Below are 19,694 nucleotides of genomic sequence, written 5' to 3'. Positions count from 1 at the left end.
TACAGAAAACGAAATTGATTGCAAAATATTTTAGTAAGTAAAAATATAGTATTTCATGTTATAGTAAATAATAAAAAGTATATTTTTGCGTTCGTAACTATAGGTTATTTTCTGGTAAAAAACAGCTAAATAAAATTATTAGAACAGATGTTGCTAATTAAATGTTAATTATTATATTGCAGCACCTAAATTTATCACCTAAGAATGAGTATGAAAGTAAACAAAATTGTAGTCTTGCAATTAATGATGTCAATAGTATTGATGTTGGGCACGGCTAGTTGTAGCAAAAAATCGAGTTCCTCTCACGCTTCTCGAGCGACTGGGTGGGATGTAGATAGTCAGAATGGAACGGCTGCTAGAAATGCAGGAAAAAAACAACAGGCTGGTCCTGGTTTAGTTTTTGTTGAAGGAGGTACATTTACAATGGGTAAAGTACAGGATGATGTTATGCACGATTGGAATAACACACCAACTCAACAACACGTTCAGTCATTCTATATGGATGAAACCGAAGTTACTAATGGTATGTACTTAGAATACCTTGAGTGGTTAAAGAAAGTTTTCCCGCCAACAGAAGAAAATTACAAAAACATTTACGAAGGAGCATCACCAGATACTTTAGTTTGGAGAAATCGTTTAGGATATAACGAAACGATGACTAACAACTACTTAAGACACCCATCTTATGCTGAGTACCCTGTAGTTGGTGTTAACTGGATTCAAGCTGTTGAATTCAGCAAATGGAGAACTGATCGTGTAAACGAAGCTGTTTTAGAAAAAGACGGGTATCTTAAAAAAGGTGCTAAAACAAGTGATGTTACTGCTGAAAATGCATTCAACACTGAAGCATATTTAATGTCTCCTAGTACATCTCGTGGTGGAAGCGAAGAGATCGTATTGAAGAAAAACCCTACTGGAAGAAGACCAAAAGCTGGTAAAGATGGAGTGGTTCCAGAAGAGAAAAATGTTTACGCACAACGTTCTTCTGGTGTAATCTTGCCAGAATATAGACTTCCTACTGAGGCAGAATGGGAATATGCTGCTGCAGCTGATGTTGGACAAAGAGAATACAATATTTACAAAGGACAAAAGAAATATCCTTGGTCTGGAGATTACACTCGTTCATCAAAACGTAAAAACAGAGGCGATCAATTGGCTAACTTTAAGCAAGGAAATGGTGATTACGGTGGAATTGCAGGTTGGTCTGATGACGGAGCCGATATCACAAATAAAGTAAAAAGTTATGCTGCTAATGATTTCGGATTGTACGATATGGCAGGTAACGTTGCAGAATGGGTAGCTGACGTTTATAGACCTATTATTGATAATGAAGCAAATGATTTCAATTACTTTAGAGGTAACCTTTATGCTAAAAATAAAATTGGCAAAGATGGTAAAATTGAAATCGTTACAACATCTAATATTAAATACGATACTTTAAGCAACGGTAAAGTTATAGCAAGAAATCTTCCAGGAGAAATTGCTCAAGTTCCAGTTGATGAACAAGAAACGTATTTGAGACAAAATTTCAGTACAAGTAACAATATCAACTATAGAGATGGTGATAAACAATCTTCTAGATATTTTGACTTCGGTGATTCAGAGTCTGGGCCAAAAGCTGACCAAGCTATGTACAACTCTCCTAAGCATAATGTAACAACTGACAGTTTAGGAAAAATGATCAGAAAATATGACAGCTCTAGCAAACGTACTACTTTAATCGATGATAAGGTAAGAGTTTACAAAGGTGGTTCTTGGAGAGATAGAGCTTATTGGTTGGATCCAGCTCAAAGAAGATATTTCCCTCAAGATATGGCAACTGATTACATTGGTTTCAGATGTGCAATGTCAAGAGTAGGATCTAAATCTGAAAAAAGAAAATCACCAAGGAATTAAGATTTAAAGATTCCAATATAAAAAATTCCAAATTCCAAAAGCTGAATATTCAGTCTGGAATTTGGAATTTTTTTATTGTTTTTTTTCTACTTTTATCATCTATTAAAAATAATATAAATGAATATTCAGGACATTCATAATCTGTTTTTGCAATGTAAATCACTTTCAATTGATACTCGAAAAATTGAAAAGGATTCTATGTTTTTTGCAATCAAAGGCGAAAATTTTGATGCTAATACTTTTGCAGAGGAAGCTCTGAAATTAGGGGCTTTATTTGTTGTTATAGACAATGAATCGTATTTTATAGACGAGAGAACTATTTTAGTTCAAAATAGTTTAGAAACCTTGCAGGAATTAGCCAAGTATCATCGGTCTTATTTGAAACTGCCAATTGTAGCTTTGACGGGCAGTAATGGAAAGACCACTACGAAAGAACTAATCAATGCTGTCTTGTCAAAGAAATTTAAAACAAAGGCTACTGTTGGAAATTTGAATAATCATATTGGGGTTCCATTGACTTTGTTGTCTTTTAATAAAGAAACTGAAATCGGAATTGTGGAGATGGGGGCAAATCATAAAAAAGAAATTGAATTTTTATGTGAAATAGCGCAGCCTGATTATGGTTATATCACCAATTTTGGGAAGGCCCATTTAGAAGGTTTTGGTGGTGTTGAAGGTGTTATTCAGGGTAAAAGTGAGATGTACCAATATCTTGCAAAAAAGCATAAAACGGCATTTGTAAATCTTGAAGATTCTATTCAGATTGAAAAATCTGTTGGAATAAAATCATTTACTTTCGGTTTGAATAAAGCTGAAGCCGATGTTAACATCGTAAGTATTGAGGCAAATCCATTTGTTGTCATTAATTACGAAAATTTTAATGTTGAATCACATTTAATTGGTTTATACAATTCAAATAACATAAATGCTGCAGTTTCTATTGGTCATTACTTTAAGGTTGCTGATCAGGCTATAAAAGAAGCAATTGAGAATTATATTCCGGAGAATAATAGGTCCCAATTGTTGAAAAAGGGCTCAAATCAAATTATTCTGGATGCCTACAATGCAAATCCGAGTAGTATGGCTGTGGCGATCACAAATTTTTTGCAGTTGGATAATCAGAATAAAATAATGATTTTGGGCGATATGTTTGAATTAGGTGCTGAAAGCCCGCACGAGCACAAAATCATAGTTGATTCTTTGTCTAACCAGGACAAGTCGGTTTGTTATTTGATTGGGAAATCTTTTTTTGAAAATAAAGTTTCAAATAGTAAGCTTCATTTTTTTGAAACCTTTGCTGATTTTTCTGATTATCTAAAAACACTTGATTTTAAAAACAATACTATTTTGATAAAAGGCTCCAGAGGAATGGCTTTGGAACGGACATTAGAATATATTTCATAAATAGAAAAGCCATCGGCCGCAGTCTACGGCTGATGGCTTTTTGTTTAAATGCTCATCAGGAACCCTATTAAGTTTTCCTTTTTATTCAATCCTAACTTTTTTCTTAGGCGATATCGTGCTAACTCAACTCCTCCTGTCGAAATGTTCATAATTTCGGCAATTTCTTTTGTAGACATATTCATTAATAAATAAGTCGACAAGTCTAATTCACGTGGAGAAATTGTTGGGTATTTCTCTTTTAGCCTCTTTAAAAACTCAAAATGAACGTTTTTAATGTGTTTTTCTAAGTCTTTCCAGCTTTTATCTGTATTTACTTCTTTTACTATACTTTTGTTAAGTTTGCTGACTTGAAATTTAGTAGAATCATCTAGTGCTTCAATATCAATTTCTTTCAGTTTATGGATAATTCCGTTTAAGATTTTGTTTTTCTTCACAACCTGAAGAGAATTGTTTACAAGCTCTTTATCTTTTGCTAAGATTTTAATTTGAAGCTTGTCATTTTTTAGTTTTTCGATCTCTTTTTCAAGGTCATATTGTTCTTGTCTGATTTTTGATTCTTTTTCAAGATATAATCTTCTTTGTTCAATTGTTTCATAATATTTGTTTTTCCTGATCTTCATTTTAATTCTGTCTGAAATAACGTAGATGGCAATTATAATGAGAACAAAATACAAAATCAGCGCCAAGAAATGGCGATACCAAGGCGGAGAAACGGTAAAGGAAATGGTAGACGGCTCCGATTGGATTCCGTAGCTGTTTCTGACCTTTACTTTCATCATATATTCGCCCTCACGAAGATTTGTATATTCTTTTATAGAAATAGTTGACCAATTGCTCCATTTGTCATCAAAAGGCTCTAATTGATATGAAAACTCAACATTTTCTAGATTTTCATATGTAGGCGATGAAAAAGTGAAACGAACGTGATTTGATGAATATGGAATTCGAACATTTTCAATTTTATTCTGATTATTTCCTAAAATTATGGTGTCACCAGGAAATGAAAAACTTCGGATAAATGCTTTTGGTTTGGTAACAAAATTATTAAGCAATTCTGGATTATAGTGTGCTAATCCATCAGTTAGTCCAATAAAAATGTTTTTTGAGTCAATGGTGTTTACGGATAAGTAATTGGCTACTAAGTTTCCGGTCAAATTCGAGAAGGGTGCTACTATATTGGTATAATAATTATTTTTCTTCATTAAAACACCTAAAGATTCATCAAACGCATACCATAAATTGGACTGCGAATCTTGGCTTAAACTGTTAATGACCGGAATGTTTTTAAATAATTTCGATAGATTTTTATCCTCATAAAACAAATCTTGCTCCTTTGAATATTTGTAAAAATGGTTATTAGTTTGAAAATATAGCTGGTTATCAATTTTTTGAATACTTCCAATGTTTTTATATTGTGAAGTCAATTGATCGATTTTTTTGATAGAAGAAAATCGTGTCAAATCATTGCTTAGCGTCATTCTGTAAATTGATTCATCTTTTTTGAGCCATAAATAAGAATCGTCAAGCTCAAAATTGTTTGAAGATTTATCAAAGCCAATAACTTGATTTTTGTGAGCCAATCCATTTGCAGTTTTTTGAAAAATGGCAAAACCATCATAATTAGAACCGATAAAATAACCTGGATGATTGGGGATTTTTTTAAAGCCAAAATAACCTTTAGTATCTATTATATTAGTAACCGCTCCGCCTTTTATGACTAATGCTCCACGGTTATTGGAGCAAATTAGTTCATTGTCAATTATTTGTACATTCCATGATTGTGCGGTAGTTCCTTGGACAAGTTTAAAAGTGTCCTCTTTAAAGCTATTGTTCCAAGCGTGATAAAATACCCCTTGGTTTGTTGCTACATATAAATTTCCTTGATGTATGACAGACGCATAAACGGTGCTAATATCGTAACTGAAGCCAAAATAAGTAAATGGAGATCCTTCATTGACGAACGCGATACCATTGTCAAGACCAAGCCAAAGATTATTCTTGTTGTCTATAAAGGAAGTAAGAACGGTATTGTTCTGCAATCCTTTTTTTCGATTTAAATGCTGGATTATTTTTCCGTTATAATCGCAAATGACAATTCCGTCCAATACTGAATTTAGAACAATGAAATGATTATTTATTGTGACGCCGCCTAAAGAGTTGTTTTGTTTGACAAAATTATTGGCTTCGGTATTCCAAGGTTTCACAATTCCGTTTTCATATACAAATAAGCCTTTTTCCAAGGTTATTATTAAGGTTTTGTCTTTTGCCAAACCGTACATTCCCCAAATCTCTGTATTGTTGAGGCTTGTAGTGTTTGGCAATGTGTAAAGTTTTCCGTTTTTGTATTCAAGAATTCCTTTTTCTATATCTTGAAAATATAATCTGTTATTGACTACAAAAGAAAACTGAAATCGTTTTGGTGCTTCTAATATTGTAAGCTTATTTTTTTTGAAAACATAAGCACGGGCAAATGATTGGAAAATGGTTTGATTGTCGAATGAATGAATTTTCCAGATGAAATCAATAATCTTGATTTTGTTCTTGTCGACCCTTTGAGATAATGATGTATATTGAAGCTTTCCTTTTTCATTTGGTTTAAAGAAGCCGAACTCATTGTATCCTCCTACGAAAATTTTTCCGTCATGACTAATTTTTAAGCATCGCACAGAAGTACGATTTGGCAGAGGATATTTTCTCCAAGACGATCCATCAAATTGTAGTAAACCATTATTGTTGGCAAAATATAAATTTCCGTTTTTGTCTTGATCTATACTCCAGTTTTGTGTTCCTCCTTTATATTCATTTCGCTTGTAATTTCTTACATCTGGAAGCCCTATGTTTTTAACTTGTCCAAAAAAGGTAATTGTAAATAATGTAAAAAAAATAATAATAAAATATGATTTTGTCAATTTCATAAAATTTTTGGTGTTTTTGGGTCTTTGCTTTCTAATTGTCTTGTTTGTAGTGTTTTACAATAGTTTTTTTACTACTATCTCGTTGTAGAAACACATTTTATTGATAAAAATAAGCAATCTTATACAACTGTAGTGTTTATTTTTGTAATTAACATTTTGATAACATCTTAAATTTTATTTTTAAAATATTGTAAATCAAATAATTAAAAAATAAATGATGTGTTTTTGTAATGTGTAAAAATTTGTTTTGATGTGTTTTTGTAGTGAAATTTAGTTGTTGATAGTAAAAAAATAACATTATTATTGCATCAAATTACTAATTAATTAACCAAAATTTTTAGAAAAATGAAATTAACAAAATTACTTGTTTTTTGTGTTTCATCTCTGTTATTCTCGGTTATGGCTGTGGCTCAGGATGTCACAGTAAACGGGATTATCAATGATGAAAGTGGAATGCCAGTTCCTGGTGCAACTGTTGTATTAAAAGGTACAAAAAAGTCTACGGCATCAGACTTTGATGGGAAATTCCAAATTCAAGTACCGTCAAATGGTGTTTTGACAGTAACTTTTATTGGGTACACTACAGTGAATGAAGCTGTAAATGGAAGAACAAAAATTACATTTCAATTAAAACCAGAATCACAATCATTAAATGAGGTGGTGGTTGTTGGATACGGTACTCAAAAGAAAGCGGTGGTTACGGGAGCAATTTCCAGTGTAAAGGCTGCAGATCTTGAAAAAGTACCAAACGGACGCGTTGAACAAGCTTTACAAGGTAGAGTTTCAGGGGTGACTGTTGCTGCAAGTTCAGGACAACCTGGGGCTGGATCAACTATCCGTGTACGTGGTATTACAACTTTTGGAGATGGAGGTAACAATCCACTTTGGGTTGTTGACGGAAACGTGGTTGACGCAGGTGGTATCAATTTCTTGAATCAATCAGATATCGAGTCTATCGAGGTTCTAAAAGATGCCGCTTCTGCTGCTATTTATGGTACTCGTGCTGCTACAGGGGTTATCTTAGTGACTACTAAAAAAGGTAAATCTGGAAAACTTTCTGTTAACTACACTGGTTTTTCAGGAGTTTCTTCTCCAGCGAAAAAACTTGATTTATTGAACGCAACACAATATGCTACTTTAATGAATGAGAAAGCTGTTGCAGATGGAGGTTCAATTGTTTATCCAAATCCTTCAGCTTTAGGAAAAGGTACAGATTGGCAAGACGCTATCTTTAATAATAATGCTTACAGATATTCACATGAGTTAAGCTTTAGCGGTGGTGGAGAATTTTCTACTTTTTATGCTTCATTCGGGATCCAAGATCAGCAAGGTATTGTTGCTACAGATATCTCTGAATACAACAAAAAGACTTTCCGTTTAAACTCTACTCATAAAATATCTAAATATTTTACGTTTGGTCAAACTTTTGCTTACGCAAGACAAAAATCAACAGGAATTGGAAACACAAACAGCGAGTTTGGAGGTCCTTTAAGTTCTGCTATTAATCTTGATCCAACTACTCCATTAGTAGTTACTGATCCTGCTGTTGCAAATGCGGCACCATATTCAACTAATCCAGTTGTTCGCGATGCTAACGGAAATCCTTATGGTATTTCTTCTGTTGTTGGACAAGAAATGTCAAATCCATTAGGATATATTCAAACAAGATTAGGTGCATACAACTGGTCTGATGATTTCGTTGGTAATGCTTATCTTGAGGCAAACATTACAAGCCACTTAAAAGCTAGAACTACAATTGGTGGTAAATTAGCTTACTGGGGTGATACAGGATTTACACCTGTTTATTTCTTAAGCTCAAACGTAAATGTTCTTAAAAACAACTATCACCAAAACAACAACAAATCATTTTCTTGGAATATTGAGAATATCGTAACATATGCTAATAGATTTGGTGATCACAATCTTAGTGTATTAGGAGGTCAAGGAACTTATGTTGATAATATTGGAGGTTATGTTGGAGCAACAATGTACGGTTTGCCTATTACAAGCTATAAAGATGCTTCTTTTAACTTTGACATTCCTCAATCTGACAGAACTAGTGGTACTAGCGATCTAGTTCAACATAAAGTTACTTCATTATTTGCTCGTTTAAATTACGACTACAAAGAGAAATATCTTGTAACTGGAGTTATTCGTCGTGATGGATCAACTCGTTTTGGAGATAACCACAAATGGGGTAACTTCCCTTCATTCTCTTTAGGATGGGTGGTTTCAAAAGAAGAATTCTGGAAAGAAAATCCATATGTTAATACATTAAAAATCCGTGGAGGTTATGGAGTTGTAGGAAATGACCAAGTTGCTGATTTCAGATATATCTCATTAGTATCTGGAGGTTACAACTATTCTTTCGGAAATACTGGAGCTATTACAACTGGTTATGCTAACGTAACTCTTGACAACCCTGACTTGAAATGGGAGGAGACTTCGCAAACAAGTATTGGTTTTGATGCAAAATTATTCAACGATTTCAACTTTACTTTTGACTACTACATGAAAAAAACAACTGGTATCTTACAACCAGTGGTTATTCCTGGATACGTTGGAGTTGCTGAACAACCATGGGCAAACGTTGCTGACATGAACAACAGCGGTTTTGAGTTTGAATTAGGTTACAGAAAAAAATTAGGTGAATTCAATTTAGGGGTAAATGGAAACCTTTCTACTTTGAAAAATGAAATCACTTACATTGGAGCTACAGCTGATTATATTGAAGGAAATGCTTCTTTCCAATCTATGGGAGCAGTGACAAGAACTCAAGTTGGTCACTCATACAATGAATTCTATGGATACAAAACAGCCGGTATTTTCCAAAATCAAGCTGAAATCGATGCTTACAAAAATGCTGCAGGTGGATTAATTCAGCCAAACGCTAAACCTGGAGATTTCCGTTGGGTTGATAACAATGGTGATGGTGCAATCTCAGATAAGGATAAGCAATATTTAGGAACAAGTTTACCAAAATTAACTTTCGGTTTAACATTGAATTTAGATTACAAAAACTTCGATTTCATGGCATTTGCTCAAGGAACTTCTGGAAGCAAAATTTTCCAAGGATTACGAAGATTGGATATCTTAAATGCTAATTACCAAACTTCTGCTTTAGATCGTTGGGTAGGAGAAGGAACATCAAATGATTACCCAAGACTTGCAAACAATGATACAAACAAAAACTTCAGCAACATGTCTGACTTTTACTTAGAAAGCGGAGATTACGTTCGTTTGAAACTTGTACAATTAGGATACACACTTCCTTTAAGCTTGTCTTCTAAAATTGGTGCTGATAAAATCCGTTTTTACCTTAATGGAGAAAACCTTATCACATTTACGAAATACACTGGATATGATCCAGAAATTGGAGGTCAGGTATTTGGTATCGACAGAGGTGTTTATCCACAGGCAAGGTCTATTATGTTTGGGGCCAACTTTCAATTTTAATACTTAAAGAATCATGAAAAATATAAAATTTAAATACATATACGTTGCTGTTGCAATGGCCGTTTTAGGATCTTGCTCTGAGGATTTTGTTACTCTTGAGCCAAAAGGATCTTTCCTTTCCAGCAGTTATTACAAAAATGAACAACAAGCAACTGCTGCACTTGTTGGAGTTTATGATCCATTAAGAAAAAACACTGGTGGATTTGAAAATATGGTTGCCATGATGAATGCTGGATCAGATGATTTTTATGCTGGTGGTGGTGGTGCTTCAGATGGTAACGGAATTCAAAATTTCTCTACTCACTCTTTAACTTCATTGATTATTCCAGGAAGCTTCTGGAATGACCATTACCAAGGTATTTACAGAGGAAATGTTTTGTTGTCAAAAATGGCAGGTGTTGATATGTCAGCAGCTTTAAAAGGTCGTTTTACAGCTGAGACAAAAACATTAAGAGCATTATACTACTTTAATTTAGTTAGAATGTTTAAAAACATTCCGCTTATTTTGGAACCGTTAACAACATCTACAATGTTGGACGTTGAACAGGCAACTCCAGAGGCTGTATATGCTCAAATTGAAAAAGATTTAAAAGAGGCTATTCCAGCTTTACCGACAAGTGTAAACGCTGCTTCAGAGTCAGGTCGCCTTACAAGAGTTGCTGCTCAAGCTTTATTAGGTAAAGTTTATTTGTTTGAAGGAAAAAAAGCAGAAGCTGCTGCTGTTTTGGCTGAAGTAAATGGTACTCCAGGCGCAGCAAATCAGTACGGAAATAAATTGTTGACTAAGTTTAGTGATTTATGGGTAACATCAAACAAATACAATTCAGAGTCACTTATTGAGGTTTCGCATACTAGTGCTGGTAACTCAAACTGGGATTTCTGGGGTTCTGGAAGAGACGAAGGTAACTCATTAAATGTAATGGTAGGGCCAAGAGGTTACTCTAGACCAGCAAACTCAACTGCACCAGACCTTCCTTCAGGATGGAGTTTCAGTGTTCCTACTCAAAAATTGTACGATGCAATGAAAGATGATCCACGATTTGCTGCTACAATTTTAGATTTGAAAGCTTTAAAAGCTGCTGGAACTGCTGATTATATACCAGGATACCAAGACACAGGGTATTTCTTGAATAAATTCTTGCCAAGACAATCTGATGTGCGTACTGGTGGAGGTGCTGCAGAGTTAAACTACAAACAAAACTCTTATGTAATCAGACTTGCTGATACTTATTTGATGGAAGCAGAAGCATTAGGTTCTGGAGCAAGAGCTCAAGCATTGTTAGATGCTGTTAGAGCGAGAGTAGGATTGGCGTCAGTTCCTGTTTCATTAGCTGCAATCAAAGCTGAAAGAAGAATGGAGCTTGCAGGCGAAGGTCACAGATTCTTTGATTTAGTAAGATGGGGTGATGCAGCAGCTGCTTTGTCTGACAGAGGATTCAATGCAGGTACAGATGAAATTTTCCCAATTCCTCATGTTGAGTTAGTGGGAACTAAATTGAAACAAAATCCTAACTACGAATAAAACTAACTAACCAAATACGCAAAAAAATGAACCTAAATATAATTTTAAAAAGAAGTGCTTACCTAATGCTTGCAATAGCATTAGGTTCGCTAACAAGCTGTGAAGAAGATGCTGGAGATGGAAATGGTTTAACAGCGGCTAGTGTTGATGCTTCATTTACTGTAGCTCCAGTGGCTGGAGCGGTAAATACATATCTTTTGACTGCACAGCCTAAAGGTGTTATTTCGTCAAAATGGAATACTGGCGATGGTGATTTTCCAGGTAAAATGACACAAACTATTGTTCTTCCAGATGCAGGTACTTACACAATTACGCATACAGCTATTGGTGCTGGAGGAGCAACAGGAAAAGCGACTTCACAACTAGTTGTTGCAACTACAGATCCTGCAAAAGGAAACTTGGTTCAAGGTGGAACTTTTGCTACTGCTGCAGATCAAGCTAAATGGACTGTTTTAAATTTAAGTTCTACAGGAGCAGCTTTCTGGTCTTACGCTAATAGTAGTGCTACTATTCATTCTCCAGGAGGATGGGCTCAAGAAGGAATTTACCAAGCAATCGATGTTGTAAAAGATAAAGAATACACGATTGATATGTTGGTTTCTTGCCCTAGCGGATCTGATGAAACTTGGTTTGAAGTTTATGCTGGAAAAACAGTTCCTAAATCAGGAGTTGAATATAAAGATAATAAAGTAATGGGACTAAGTACTTGGGACGGGTGTGCTAAAGCTAAGTTTTCTGGAAAACTATCTTCTGTTGGATGTGTAAAAAATGATGCAACTGGTACAGTTTCAAATACAGTTAAATTTTCTGAAACAGGAAAAATCTATTTAGTGATTAGATCTGGAGGTAACACATTTACTAAAGACGGAATTACGGTTACTAAAATCGAGTTCAGAGGAAAATAATAAAGATTAAGTTAAGTTTAAGTTTGGTTGTAAATAGCCCATAATCGTTATGAGTATGGGCTATTTTTTAAATCCTTCCTTAAGCTGTCAGAAATGAGTTTCTGAGAACTTGTATATAGAATTAATATAATTAAGGAAAGAATGAAAAATAACAGTTTAAAAATTCTATGTTTTTTGTTTTCAGTGGCTGCTTTTGCCCAGCCTAAAGCAAAAAAAGAATTTACAACCAACGGGAAAAAAGTAACCGTATATACGACAGCAGAGAATTCTAATTTAAGATTAACCTCTACTGACAATTTAACTTTTTCAGCAGCCAAACAGCCTCTTGAAGTAGAATCTTCTGTTTTTGTAGAACCAACAAAAAAGTTTCAGACTTTTATGGGTATTGGTGGCGCTATTACAGATGCAAGTGCCGAAATTTTTGCTAAGCTTTCAAAGGAAAAGCAAACAGAATTCTTGAATGCATACTACGATAAAAATAAAGGAATTGGCTATTCTTTGCTAAGAACAACGATTCAAAGTTCTGATTTTAGCAGTGGAAGTTATTCTTATATCGAAGAAGGCGATAAGGATTTGAAAACCTTTTCTATTGATCACGACAGGCAATTCCGTATTCCGTTAATCAAACAAGCTATTCAGACAGCAGGTGGAAAATTAACGACTTATGTTGCTCCGTGGTCGCCAAATGCTTTCATGAAAGACAACAAAAATGTACTTAAAGGCGGAACCTTATTGCCAGAATACTATCAGACTTGGGCAAATTTTTACGCAAAATTCATAAAAGCTTATGAGAAAGAAGGAATTCCAATTTGGGGAACTTCAACTCAAAATGAGCCAATGGCAGTTCAAACTTGGGAATCATGTATTTATACTGCCGAAGCTGAAAGAGATTTTATTAAAAATTTCCTTGGACCAACTTTGAAAAAAGAAAAATTGGGTGATGTAAAAATCATTGCATGGGATCACAATCGTGATTTGATGAATTACAGAGCCAATGTAATTTATTCTGATCCTGAAGCTTCAAAATATGTATGGGGAATGGGTTTTCACTGGTATGAAAACTGGTCTGGAGGAGCGTCAATGTTTGATAATGTTGGAAAAGTAAATGAGGCTTATCCTAACAAAGGTCTTTTGTTTACTGAAGGTTGTGTTGAAAAATTTGATGCTAAAAAATATCAATTTTGGGCAAATGGTGAACGATATGGTATTTCAATGATCAACGATTTTAACAACGGAACTGCTGGATGGACAGATTGGAATATTCTATTAGATCAAAACGGAGGGCCTAATCATGTTGGTAATTTTTGTTTTGCTCCAATTCACGCTGATACAACAACAGGCGAGTTGATCTATACGCCATCATATTATTACATAGGACATTTTTCAAAATTCATTCGCCTAAATGCAGTTCGCGTTAGTACTGCAGTAAGCAGAAGTGCGTTATTGAGTACTTCATTTTTAAATACTGATGGTACAATGGCAACAATTGTCATGAATCAATCAGATAAAGAGATTACCTATAACTTAATTATAGCTGCTGAAAAGACTGTAGTTAAGATACCTGCGCACGCAATCCAAACGCTTGTATATTAATATTTTATTTGTAAATAATGAGGGTTGATCTGAATCATCCATATTAACCCTCAATTTACTTTTTAATTAATTCGTTTTTTTTTGAAAGTACAATGAAAGCCATAAGCAGCATATTAATCACTCCAATATTATTATTGCAATTAAGTTGTAATTCATCAAAAATTGCAGATGCTTCTGTGGTTTCTGGTTCCATATCAAATAAAAAAATAGAGGTTTATACTAGCGCCGAAAATACCAATCTGAAATTGTCACTATCAAATAATTTCATTTCAAACAACACACAACAAACAAATTCAACAGTATCTATTAATGTAAATACTGAACAAACAGATCAGACTTTCCTTGGAATTGGAGGTGCAATTACTGATGCAAGTGCTGAAGTGTTCGCTAAATTATCTCCAAAAAAACAACAGGAATTTCTAAACGCTTACTACGACAAAAACAAAGGAATTGGTTATTCATTAACCAGAACCAACATACATAGCTGTGATTTTAGCAGCGGCAGTTATACTTATATTGCTGAAGGTGATAAAGAATTGAAAACCTTCAATATTGACCACGATCGAAAATACAGAATTCCACTTCTTAAAAAAGCAATTAAAACAGCCGGCGGGAAATTAACTTTATTTGTCAGTCCGTGGAGTCCCCCAGCTTTCATGAAAGACAATAATGATATTTTGCACGGCGGCGTTTTGTTGCCAGAGTATGCACAATCTTGGGCTAATTATTATGTGAAATTTATTAGAGAATATGAAAAAGAAGGTATTCCAATTTGGGGATTAACCATTCAAAATGAGCCAATGGCAAAGCAAAGATGGGAATCTTGCATTTATACGCCTGAAGCCGAGAGAGATTTCTTGAAGAATTATCTAGGACCAACATTACACAAAGAAGGACTTGCTTCAAAAAACGTAATTATTTGGGATCACAACCGAGGTGAAATGCTAGAAAAAAGAGCAAATCTCGTTTTTTCAGATCCTGATGTTTCAAAATTTGCATGGGGAATTGGATTCCACTGGTACGAGACTTGGAGCGGTGGCCCACCAAGATTTGAATCGGTTGGTGTTGTTCATAAAGCTTTTCCAGATAAAGGACTTTTGTTTACAGAAGGCTGTGTCGAAAAATTCGATGCATCAAGATTTCAATTTTGGGGAAATGCTGAGCGTTATGGTCTTAACATGATAAATGATTTTAATAACGGAACAGTTGGTTGGACCGATTGGAACATTCTTCTAGATCAAAACGGAGGGCCAAATCATGTTAACAATTTTTGCTTCGCACCAATCCATGCCGATCTTGTAAAAGATGAATTAATCTATACGCCGATGTATTATTATATTGGGCATTTTTCAAAATTCATTCATGCAAATGCAAAACGCATAACTCAGACCATTAGTGATAAAACCCTTTTAAGCACGTCGTTTAAAAATAGCGATGGAAAAATTGCCACTATTGTCATGAATCAATCCGATAAAGATGTTGCATATAATTTGACCACAGGCACTTTAAAAACTACTATTACTATTCCGGCACACGCTATCCAGACAATTGTCTATTAGCCGTGCAGTTAACTAAAAAAAACTATAAAAATGAACTTAAATTTTAAAACCACTATAAAAGCATTATTTCTTGCTTTGACAGTATTTACTCAAGTAAAGTGCTCATCATCAAACGATGCAACAGACCCAGGACCTGTAGTTACGCCACCAGTTGTTACACCGCCAGTCGTAGTGACAAATGATGTCGATTTCTGGTTGACAAAAGGCGATCAAAGTGTTCTTTTGGCCAAACAAACGGGAACTTTAGGATTTGGAACCACTGTAAATACTTATGCTAATATCGAAGTTAGTGAAAGTCAGAAATACCAAACAATCGATGGTTTTGGGTACACGCTTACAGGCGGAAGCGCAGATGTAATCAACCAGTTGACTCCTGCTAAAAAGAGCGCTCTTTTGCAAGAATTATTTGGTTCAGGCGAAAATTCAATTGGAATTAGCTATTTAAGAATTAGTATAGGAGCATCAGATTTGAACGCGGCGCCTTTTACTTATAATGATCTTCCAACTGGCGATACCGACTTAGATCTTGCAAAATTTAGTTTAGATAAAGACAAAGCGGGCGTAATTGCTCTTTTAAAAGAGATTTTGGCAATCAATCCTAAAATTATGATTTTGGCAACTCCGTGGTCGGCTCCACTTTGGATGAAAGATAAAGACAGTTTTATTGGGGGAAAATTGCAACCTAAATATTATGATGTTTATGCAAAATATTTTGTGAAATACATTCAGCAAATGAAAGCTGAAGGAATTACAATTGATGCCGTAACACCGCAAAACGAGCCGTTGCATGACGGTAATAATCCAAGTATGTATATGTCTGCAGTAGATCAGGCAACTTTTATAAAAACAAATTTAGGTCCTGCGTTCAAAGCTGCTGGAATCAAAACAAAAATCATTGCCTACGATCACAATTGTGATAATCCAAATTATCCAAAATCTATTTTAGCAGATGCTGATGCATTTCCTTTCGTAGATGGATCGGCTTTTCATTTATATGCAGGAGATATCAGCGCACTTACAAATGTTTATAATTCGTATCCGACTAAAAATGTGTACTTCACAGAACAATGGACTTCTTCAGCAGGTGATTTTGGAGGTGATTTAAAATGGCATGTGCGCAATGTGATTATTGGCTCGGTCAGAAATTATAGCCGTAATGCATTAGAATGGAATCTTGCAAACAACGGATCATTTGAGCCTCATACAAGTGGCGGTTGCACAATGTGCAAAGGTGCTCTAACAGTAACTACAAGTGAAAATTTCCAGCGCAATGTTGCTTATTATATTATTGCTCATGCTTCAAAATTTGTTCCAGCGGGTTCTACTAGAATCGGAAGCAATATAAGCGGAAACCTTCAAAATGCTGCTTTTGTTACACCAACAGGAACAAAAGTATTGATTGTTGAAAATGATGGAGCAACAAATGAAATCTTCAATATCAAATTCAATGACAAGTGGGTTACAACTTCATTAGATGCTGGAGCAGTAGGAACTTATACTTGGAAATAAGAAACAACAATTTTGAACAGAAAATAAATAAGTTTTCAGAATGAAAAAATTAATTATAGCAACACAGCTTTTGTTATCTGTTGCTTCATTCGGACAAGGGTTTTTACATCGAGACGGACAAAATATCGTTGACGGAAACGGCAAAAATATAATCTTGAGAGGTCTTGGTTTAGGGGGCTGGATGGTTCAGGAAGGCTATATGTTGCAGACACAGCCATTCGCAAGTCCGCAATATCAAATCAAACAAAAAATTCAGGAAGTTGTTGGAGAACAAGGAACGAAGGAATTTTATGCGGCTTATAAAGCAAACGGAATAACAAAACGTGATATTGATTCATTGGCAAAATGGGGATTCAATTCTGTTCGTCTTCCAATGCATTATAATTTGTATACACCATCTATTCAAGAAGAAAAAAATGGTGAAATAACTTGGATTGAAGAAGGTTTCACCATGACCGACAATTTGTTGAAATGGTGTGCCGAGAATAAAATGTACCTGATTTTAGATTTGCACGCAGCACCTGGAGGACAAGGAAATGACGCAGCAATTTCAGATTACGATACCACAAAACCCTCCCTTTGGAATAGTGAAGCCAATCAGAAAAAAATGATTGCTTTATGGAAAAAGCTGGCTTCTCGTTACAGAGACAATCAATGGATTGGTGCTTACGACATTATCAATGAGCCCAATTGGAATTTTACTGGAAGCAATAAAAATGGCTGTGATGAAAACTCAAACGGACCTTTAAGAGATTTGATGGTTGCCGTAACAAAAGCCATTCGTGAGGTTGATCCAAATCACATGGTAATTATTGAAGGAAATTGCTGGGGAAATAATTACAACGGAATTTTTCCTTTATGGGATGAAAACATGGCGTTGAGTTTTCATAAATATTGGAACTACAACACGGTAGCTTCAATCCAAAAAATGTTGGATTACAGAAAACAATACAATGTGCCAATTTGGTTAGGTGAAAGTGGAGAAAATTCTAATGTTTGGTTCAAAGACGTATTGACTTTAGTAGAAAGCAACAATATTGGATGGGCTTTTTGGCCAATGAAAAAAATCGAAAATATTGCTGGAGTAACGTCAGTAACAAAAATTCCTGAATATGATGTTTTGTTGAAATATTGGAAAGACGGAGGACAGAAACCAACTCCAGAATTTGCAAAAAAGGCTTTAATGAAAATGGCTGATAATTACAAAATGCAAAACGTAACAGTTAAGCCAGATGTAATAGATGCAATGTTCAGACAAGTACAAACAAACGAAACAAAACCATATAAAAAGAATGTAATTCCAGGGAAAATTGTGGCATCGCAATATGATCTTGGAACAAACGAGTACGCATATTCAGATAAGGATTTTATAAACTATAGAGTTGAAACCGGAAATTTTGATGAGTGGAATAAAGGAAATACGATGCGAAATGATGGTGTTGATATTTTGCCTTGCAAAGATGCCGGATCAAATGGTTATCAGGTTTCTTTTATCGAAGACGGTGAGTGGTTACAATTTACATCTGAAGTTAAAAAACAAAATACATACAAAGTAGCGATTCGTTATTCAAGTGAAAAATCAGAAGGAAAACTTCATTTTGAAACTGCAAATGGAAAAAAATCGGAACCAATTGCGCTTCCTGCAACTGGAGGAAATGACAAATGGAAAACAGTCGTTTTATCTGGAGTTCAATTAGAATTGGGAACCAATAAAATAAAAGTGGTTTTTGAAAAGGGAGGATTCAATTTGAATTATTTGGATTTTTCGGAAGGGAAAAAGTAAGCTTAAAAAAAACTAAAAACTAACTAAAAGACCAAACCATGAAATTAAATAATTTAATAAAAAAAATAAGCTTTTTAATAGCCCTGTTATTTTCTTGCCTGTCCTGCAGCAGTGGCAATGATGGCGGAGATGATGCTCCTGTTGCAACTGGCCCTTCAAACCTTTCTGTTCAAGTAGAAGTTATCGGCAAAACTGTGGCTAAACCAGATGGTGACGGAAGCGGAAAAATAAAACTTACTATTTCGGCTACAAATGCTGTTTCGTATAAAGTTTTGATTGATAATCAATTAAAAGAAATTACGACAGGCGATTTTAGTTATGAATTTACCGCTTCGGGAACTAAAAACTACCCGATTGTGGTTTCAGCTTATAACGGATCACAGTTTGTCAGTACAACAACTTCTGTAAATGTTTTTGTGGCAAGAAAAATACTTTGGGCTGATGAGTTTGATGTAAATGGAGCCCCGAACACTTCAAAATGGGGTTATAATACAGGAACTGGTGACGGCTGGGGAAATAATGAATTAGAATATTACACCACTCGTCCGGAAAATGTGATTATTGAAAACGGAATTTTAAAAATAAAAGCTATCAAAGAAGAATATATGGGAAGCCATTATACTTCGGCAAGAATGCTTACAAAAGGAAAGTTCTCGTTTAAGTATGGCCGTGCTGAAGTTCGTGCAAAATTGCCAGTAGGAGGAGGAACTTGGCCAGCCTTTTGGATGTTAGGTGATAATATTGATACTGCTCCATGGCCAGCTTGTGGTGAAGTAGATATTTTAGAGTCAGTTGGAAATAATCCAAACGTAAATCATTCTTCTCTGCATTCGCCTGGACGTTCTGGAAATACGCCAGATACAGCAACTACGACGGTTCCAAATTCCGCAACAGAATTTCATGTCTATGCAGCGGAATGGACTGCAGAAAGCATCAAATTTTATGTAGATGATAATTTGTTTTACACTTATGCAAACAGCAGTTCAACGCCATTTAATGCCAACTTTTTCTTGATTCTGAATTTAGCAATGGGCGGAAATTTTGGTGGAAAAGTAGATCCAAATTTTACCAGCGCAACTTTCGAAGTTGATTACGTAAGAGTATATAATTAACATAATTTTTAAACGATTTATTTTTTGTAAAGCCTCGGAA

Annotated in this window: 11 protein-coding genes; 10 read left to right on the top strand and 1 reads right to left on the bottom strand. The window is 34.9% G+C overall.

Annotated elements, in window-relative coordinates; translation table 11 throughout:
* Positions 1-210: 210 nt before the first annotated feature.
* A complete protein-coding gene (gene gldJ, locus H600_RS0110085) occupies positions 211-1,896 on the top strand; it encodes a gliding motility lipoprotein GldJ (RefSeq protein ID WP_026728677.1) in 1,686 nt (561 codons plus the stop codon).
* A 117-nt stretch (positions 1,897-2,013) separates the two neighbouring features.
* Positions 2,014-3,300 carry a UDP-N-acetylmuramoyl-tripeptide--D-alanyl-D-alanine ligase gene (locus H600_RS0110080; protein WP_026728676.1) on the top strand — a complete coding sequence of 429 codons (1,287 nt, stop codon included), beginning with the start codon at positions 2,014-2,016 and terminating at the stop codon, positions 3,298-3,300.
* 44 nt (positions 3,301-3,344) lie between these two features.
* Here H600_RS0110080 and H600_RS0110075 read toward each other — a convergent pair whose 3' ends face one another.
* Complete coding sequence (locus H600_RS0110075) at positions 3,345-6,215, bottom strand: triple tyrosine motif-containing protein (protein WP_026728675.1); 2,871 nt, start codon at positions 6,213-6,215, stop codon at positions 3,345-3,347.
* Between the two features lie 345 nt (positions 6,216-6,560).
* Between H600_RS0110075 and H600_RS0110070 the strand changes: the two genes are divergently transcribed.
* The 8 genes from H600_RS0110070 (at position 6,561) to H600_RS0110035 (ending at position 19,654) form a co-directional block, all read left to right on the top strand.
* A complete protein-coding gene (locus H600_RS0110070) occupies positions 6,561-9,671 on the top strand; it encodes a SusC/RagA family TonB-linked outer membrane protein (protein WP_026728674.1) in 3,111 nt (1,036 codons plus the stop codon).
* 13 nt (positions 9,672-9,684) lie between these two features.
* Positions 9,685-11,193, top strand: coding sequence for a RagB/SusD family nutrient uptake outer membrane protein (locus tag H600_RS0110065; RefSeq protein ID WP_026728673.1), 1,509 nt, complete (start codon positions 9,685-9,687; stop codon positions 11,191-11,193).
* A 26-nt stretch (positions 11,194-11,219) separates the two neighbouring features.
* Positions 11,220-12,098 carry a hypothetical protein gene (locus H600_RS0110060; protein WP_157509897.1) on the top strand — a complete coding sequence of 293 codons (879 nt, stop codon included), beginning with the start codon at positions 11,220-11,222 and terminating at the stop codon, positions 12,096-12,098.
* A 141-nt stretch (positions 12,099-12,239) separates the two neighbouring features.
* Positions 12,240-13,691 (top strand): glycoside hydrolase family 30 protein, encoded by a 1,452-nt coding sequence (locus tag H600_RS0110055; RefSeq protein WP_026728671.1) that lies wholly within the window; start codon positions 12,240-12,242, stop codon positions 13,689-13,691.
* 92 nt (positions 13,692-13,783) lie between these two features.
* A complete protein-coding gene (locus tag H600_RS0110050; RefSeq protein ID WP_026728670.1) occupies positions 13,784-15,250 on the top strand; it encodes a glycoside hydrolase family 30 protein in 1,467 nt (488 codons plus the stop codon).
* Between the two features lie 30 nt (positions 15,251-15,280).
* Positions 15,281-16,759 carry a glycoside hydrolase family 30 protein gene (locus tag H600_RS0110045; RefSeq protein WP_026728669.1) on the top strand — a complete coding sequence of 493 codons (1,479 nt, stop codon included), beginning with the start codon at positions 15,281-15,283 and terminating at the stop codon, positions 16,757-16,759.
* A gap of 40 nt (positions 16,760-16,799) precedes the next feature.
* Positions 16,800-18,542, top strand: a complete 1,743-nt coding sequence (locus tag H600_RS0110040) for a cellulase family glycosylhydrolase (protein ID WP_026728668.1) — start codon at positions 16,800-16,802, stop codon at positions 18,540-18,542.
* Positions 18,543-18,580: 38 nt separating this feature from the next.
* The gene (locus H600_RS0110035) at positions 18,581-19,654 is read left to right on the top strand and encodes a glycoside hydrolase family 16 protein (protein WP_026728667.1); all 1,074 of its coding nucleotides are present in this window, start codon (positions 18,581-18,583) and stop codon (positions 19,652-19,654) included.
* Positions 19,655-19,694: the final 40 nt, after the last annotated feature.

The organism is Flavobacterium denitrificans DSM 15936, from assembly GCF_000425445.1.
In the GTDB taxonomy this organism is placed as follows: domain Bacteria; phylum Bacteroidota; class Bacteroidia; order Flavobacteriales; family Flavobacteriaceae; genus Flavobacterium; species Flavobacterium denitrificans.
The sequence above is the reverse complement of the archived record's forward strand: the minus strand, read 5'-3'. Positions and strand labels throughout refer to the sequence as shown.

Bases quoted from the DNA above. Each gene is read 5' to 3' on its own strand.
- gldJ (WP_026728677.1), top strand. From the start codon at position 211: ATGAAAGTAAACAAAATTGTAGTCTTGCAATTAATGATGTCAATAGTA.
- H600_RS0110080 (WP_026728676.1), top strand. From the start codon at position 2,014: ATGAATATTCAGGACATTCATAATCTGTTTTTGCAATGTAAATCACTT.
- H600_RS0110075 (WP_026728675.1), bottom strand. From the start codon at position 6,215: ATGAAATTGACAAAATCATATTTTATTATTATTTTTTTTACATTATTT.
- H600_RS0110070 (WP_026728674.1), top strand. From the start codon at position 6,561: ATGAAATTAACAAAATTACTTGTTTTTTGTGTTTCATCTCTGTTATTC.
- H600_RS0110065 (WP_026728673.1), top strand. From the start codon at position 9,685: ATGAAAAATATAAAATTTAAATACATATACGTTGCTGTTGCAATGGCC.
- H600_RS0110060 (WP_157509897.1), top strand. From the start codon at position 11,220: ATGAACCTAAATATAATTTTAAAAAGAAGTGCTTACCTAATGCTTGCA.
- H600_RS0110055 (WP_026728671.1), top strand. From the start codon at position 12,240: ATGAAAAATAACAGTTTAAAAATTCTATGTTTTTTGTTTTCAGTGGCT.
- H600_RS0110050 (WP_026728670.1), top strand. From the start codon at position 13,784: ATGAAAGCCATAAGCAGCATATTAATCACTCCAATATTATTATTGCAA.
- H600_RS0110045 (WP_026728669.1), top strand. From the start codon at position 15,281: ATGAACTTAAATTTTAAAACCACTATAAAAGCATTATTTCTTGCTTTG.
- H600_RS0110040 (WP_026728668.1), top strand. From the start codon at position 16,800: ATGAAAAAATTAATTATAGCAACACAGCTTTTGTTATCTGTTGCTTCA.
- H600_RS0110035 (WP_026728667.1), top strand. From the start codon at position 18,581: ATGAAATTAAATAATTTAATAAAAAAAATAAGCTTTTTAATAGCCCTG.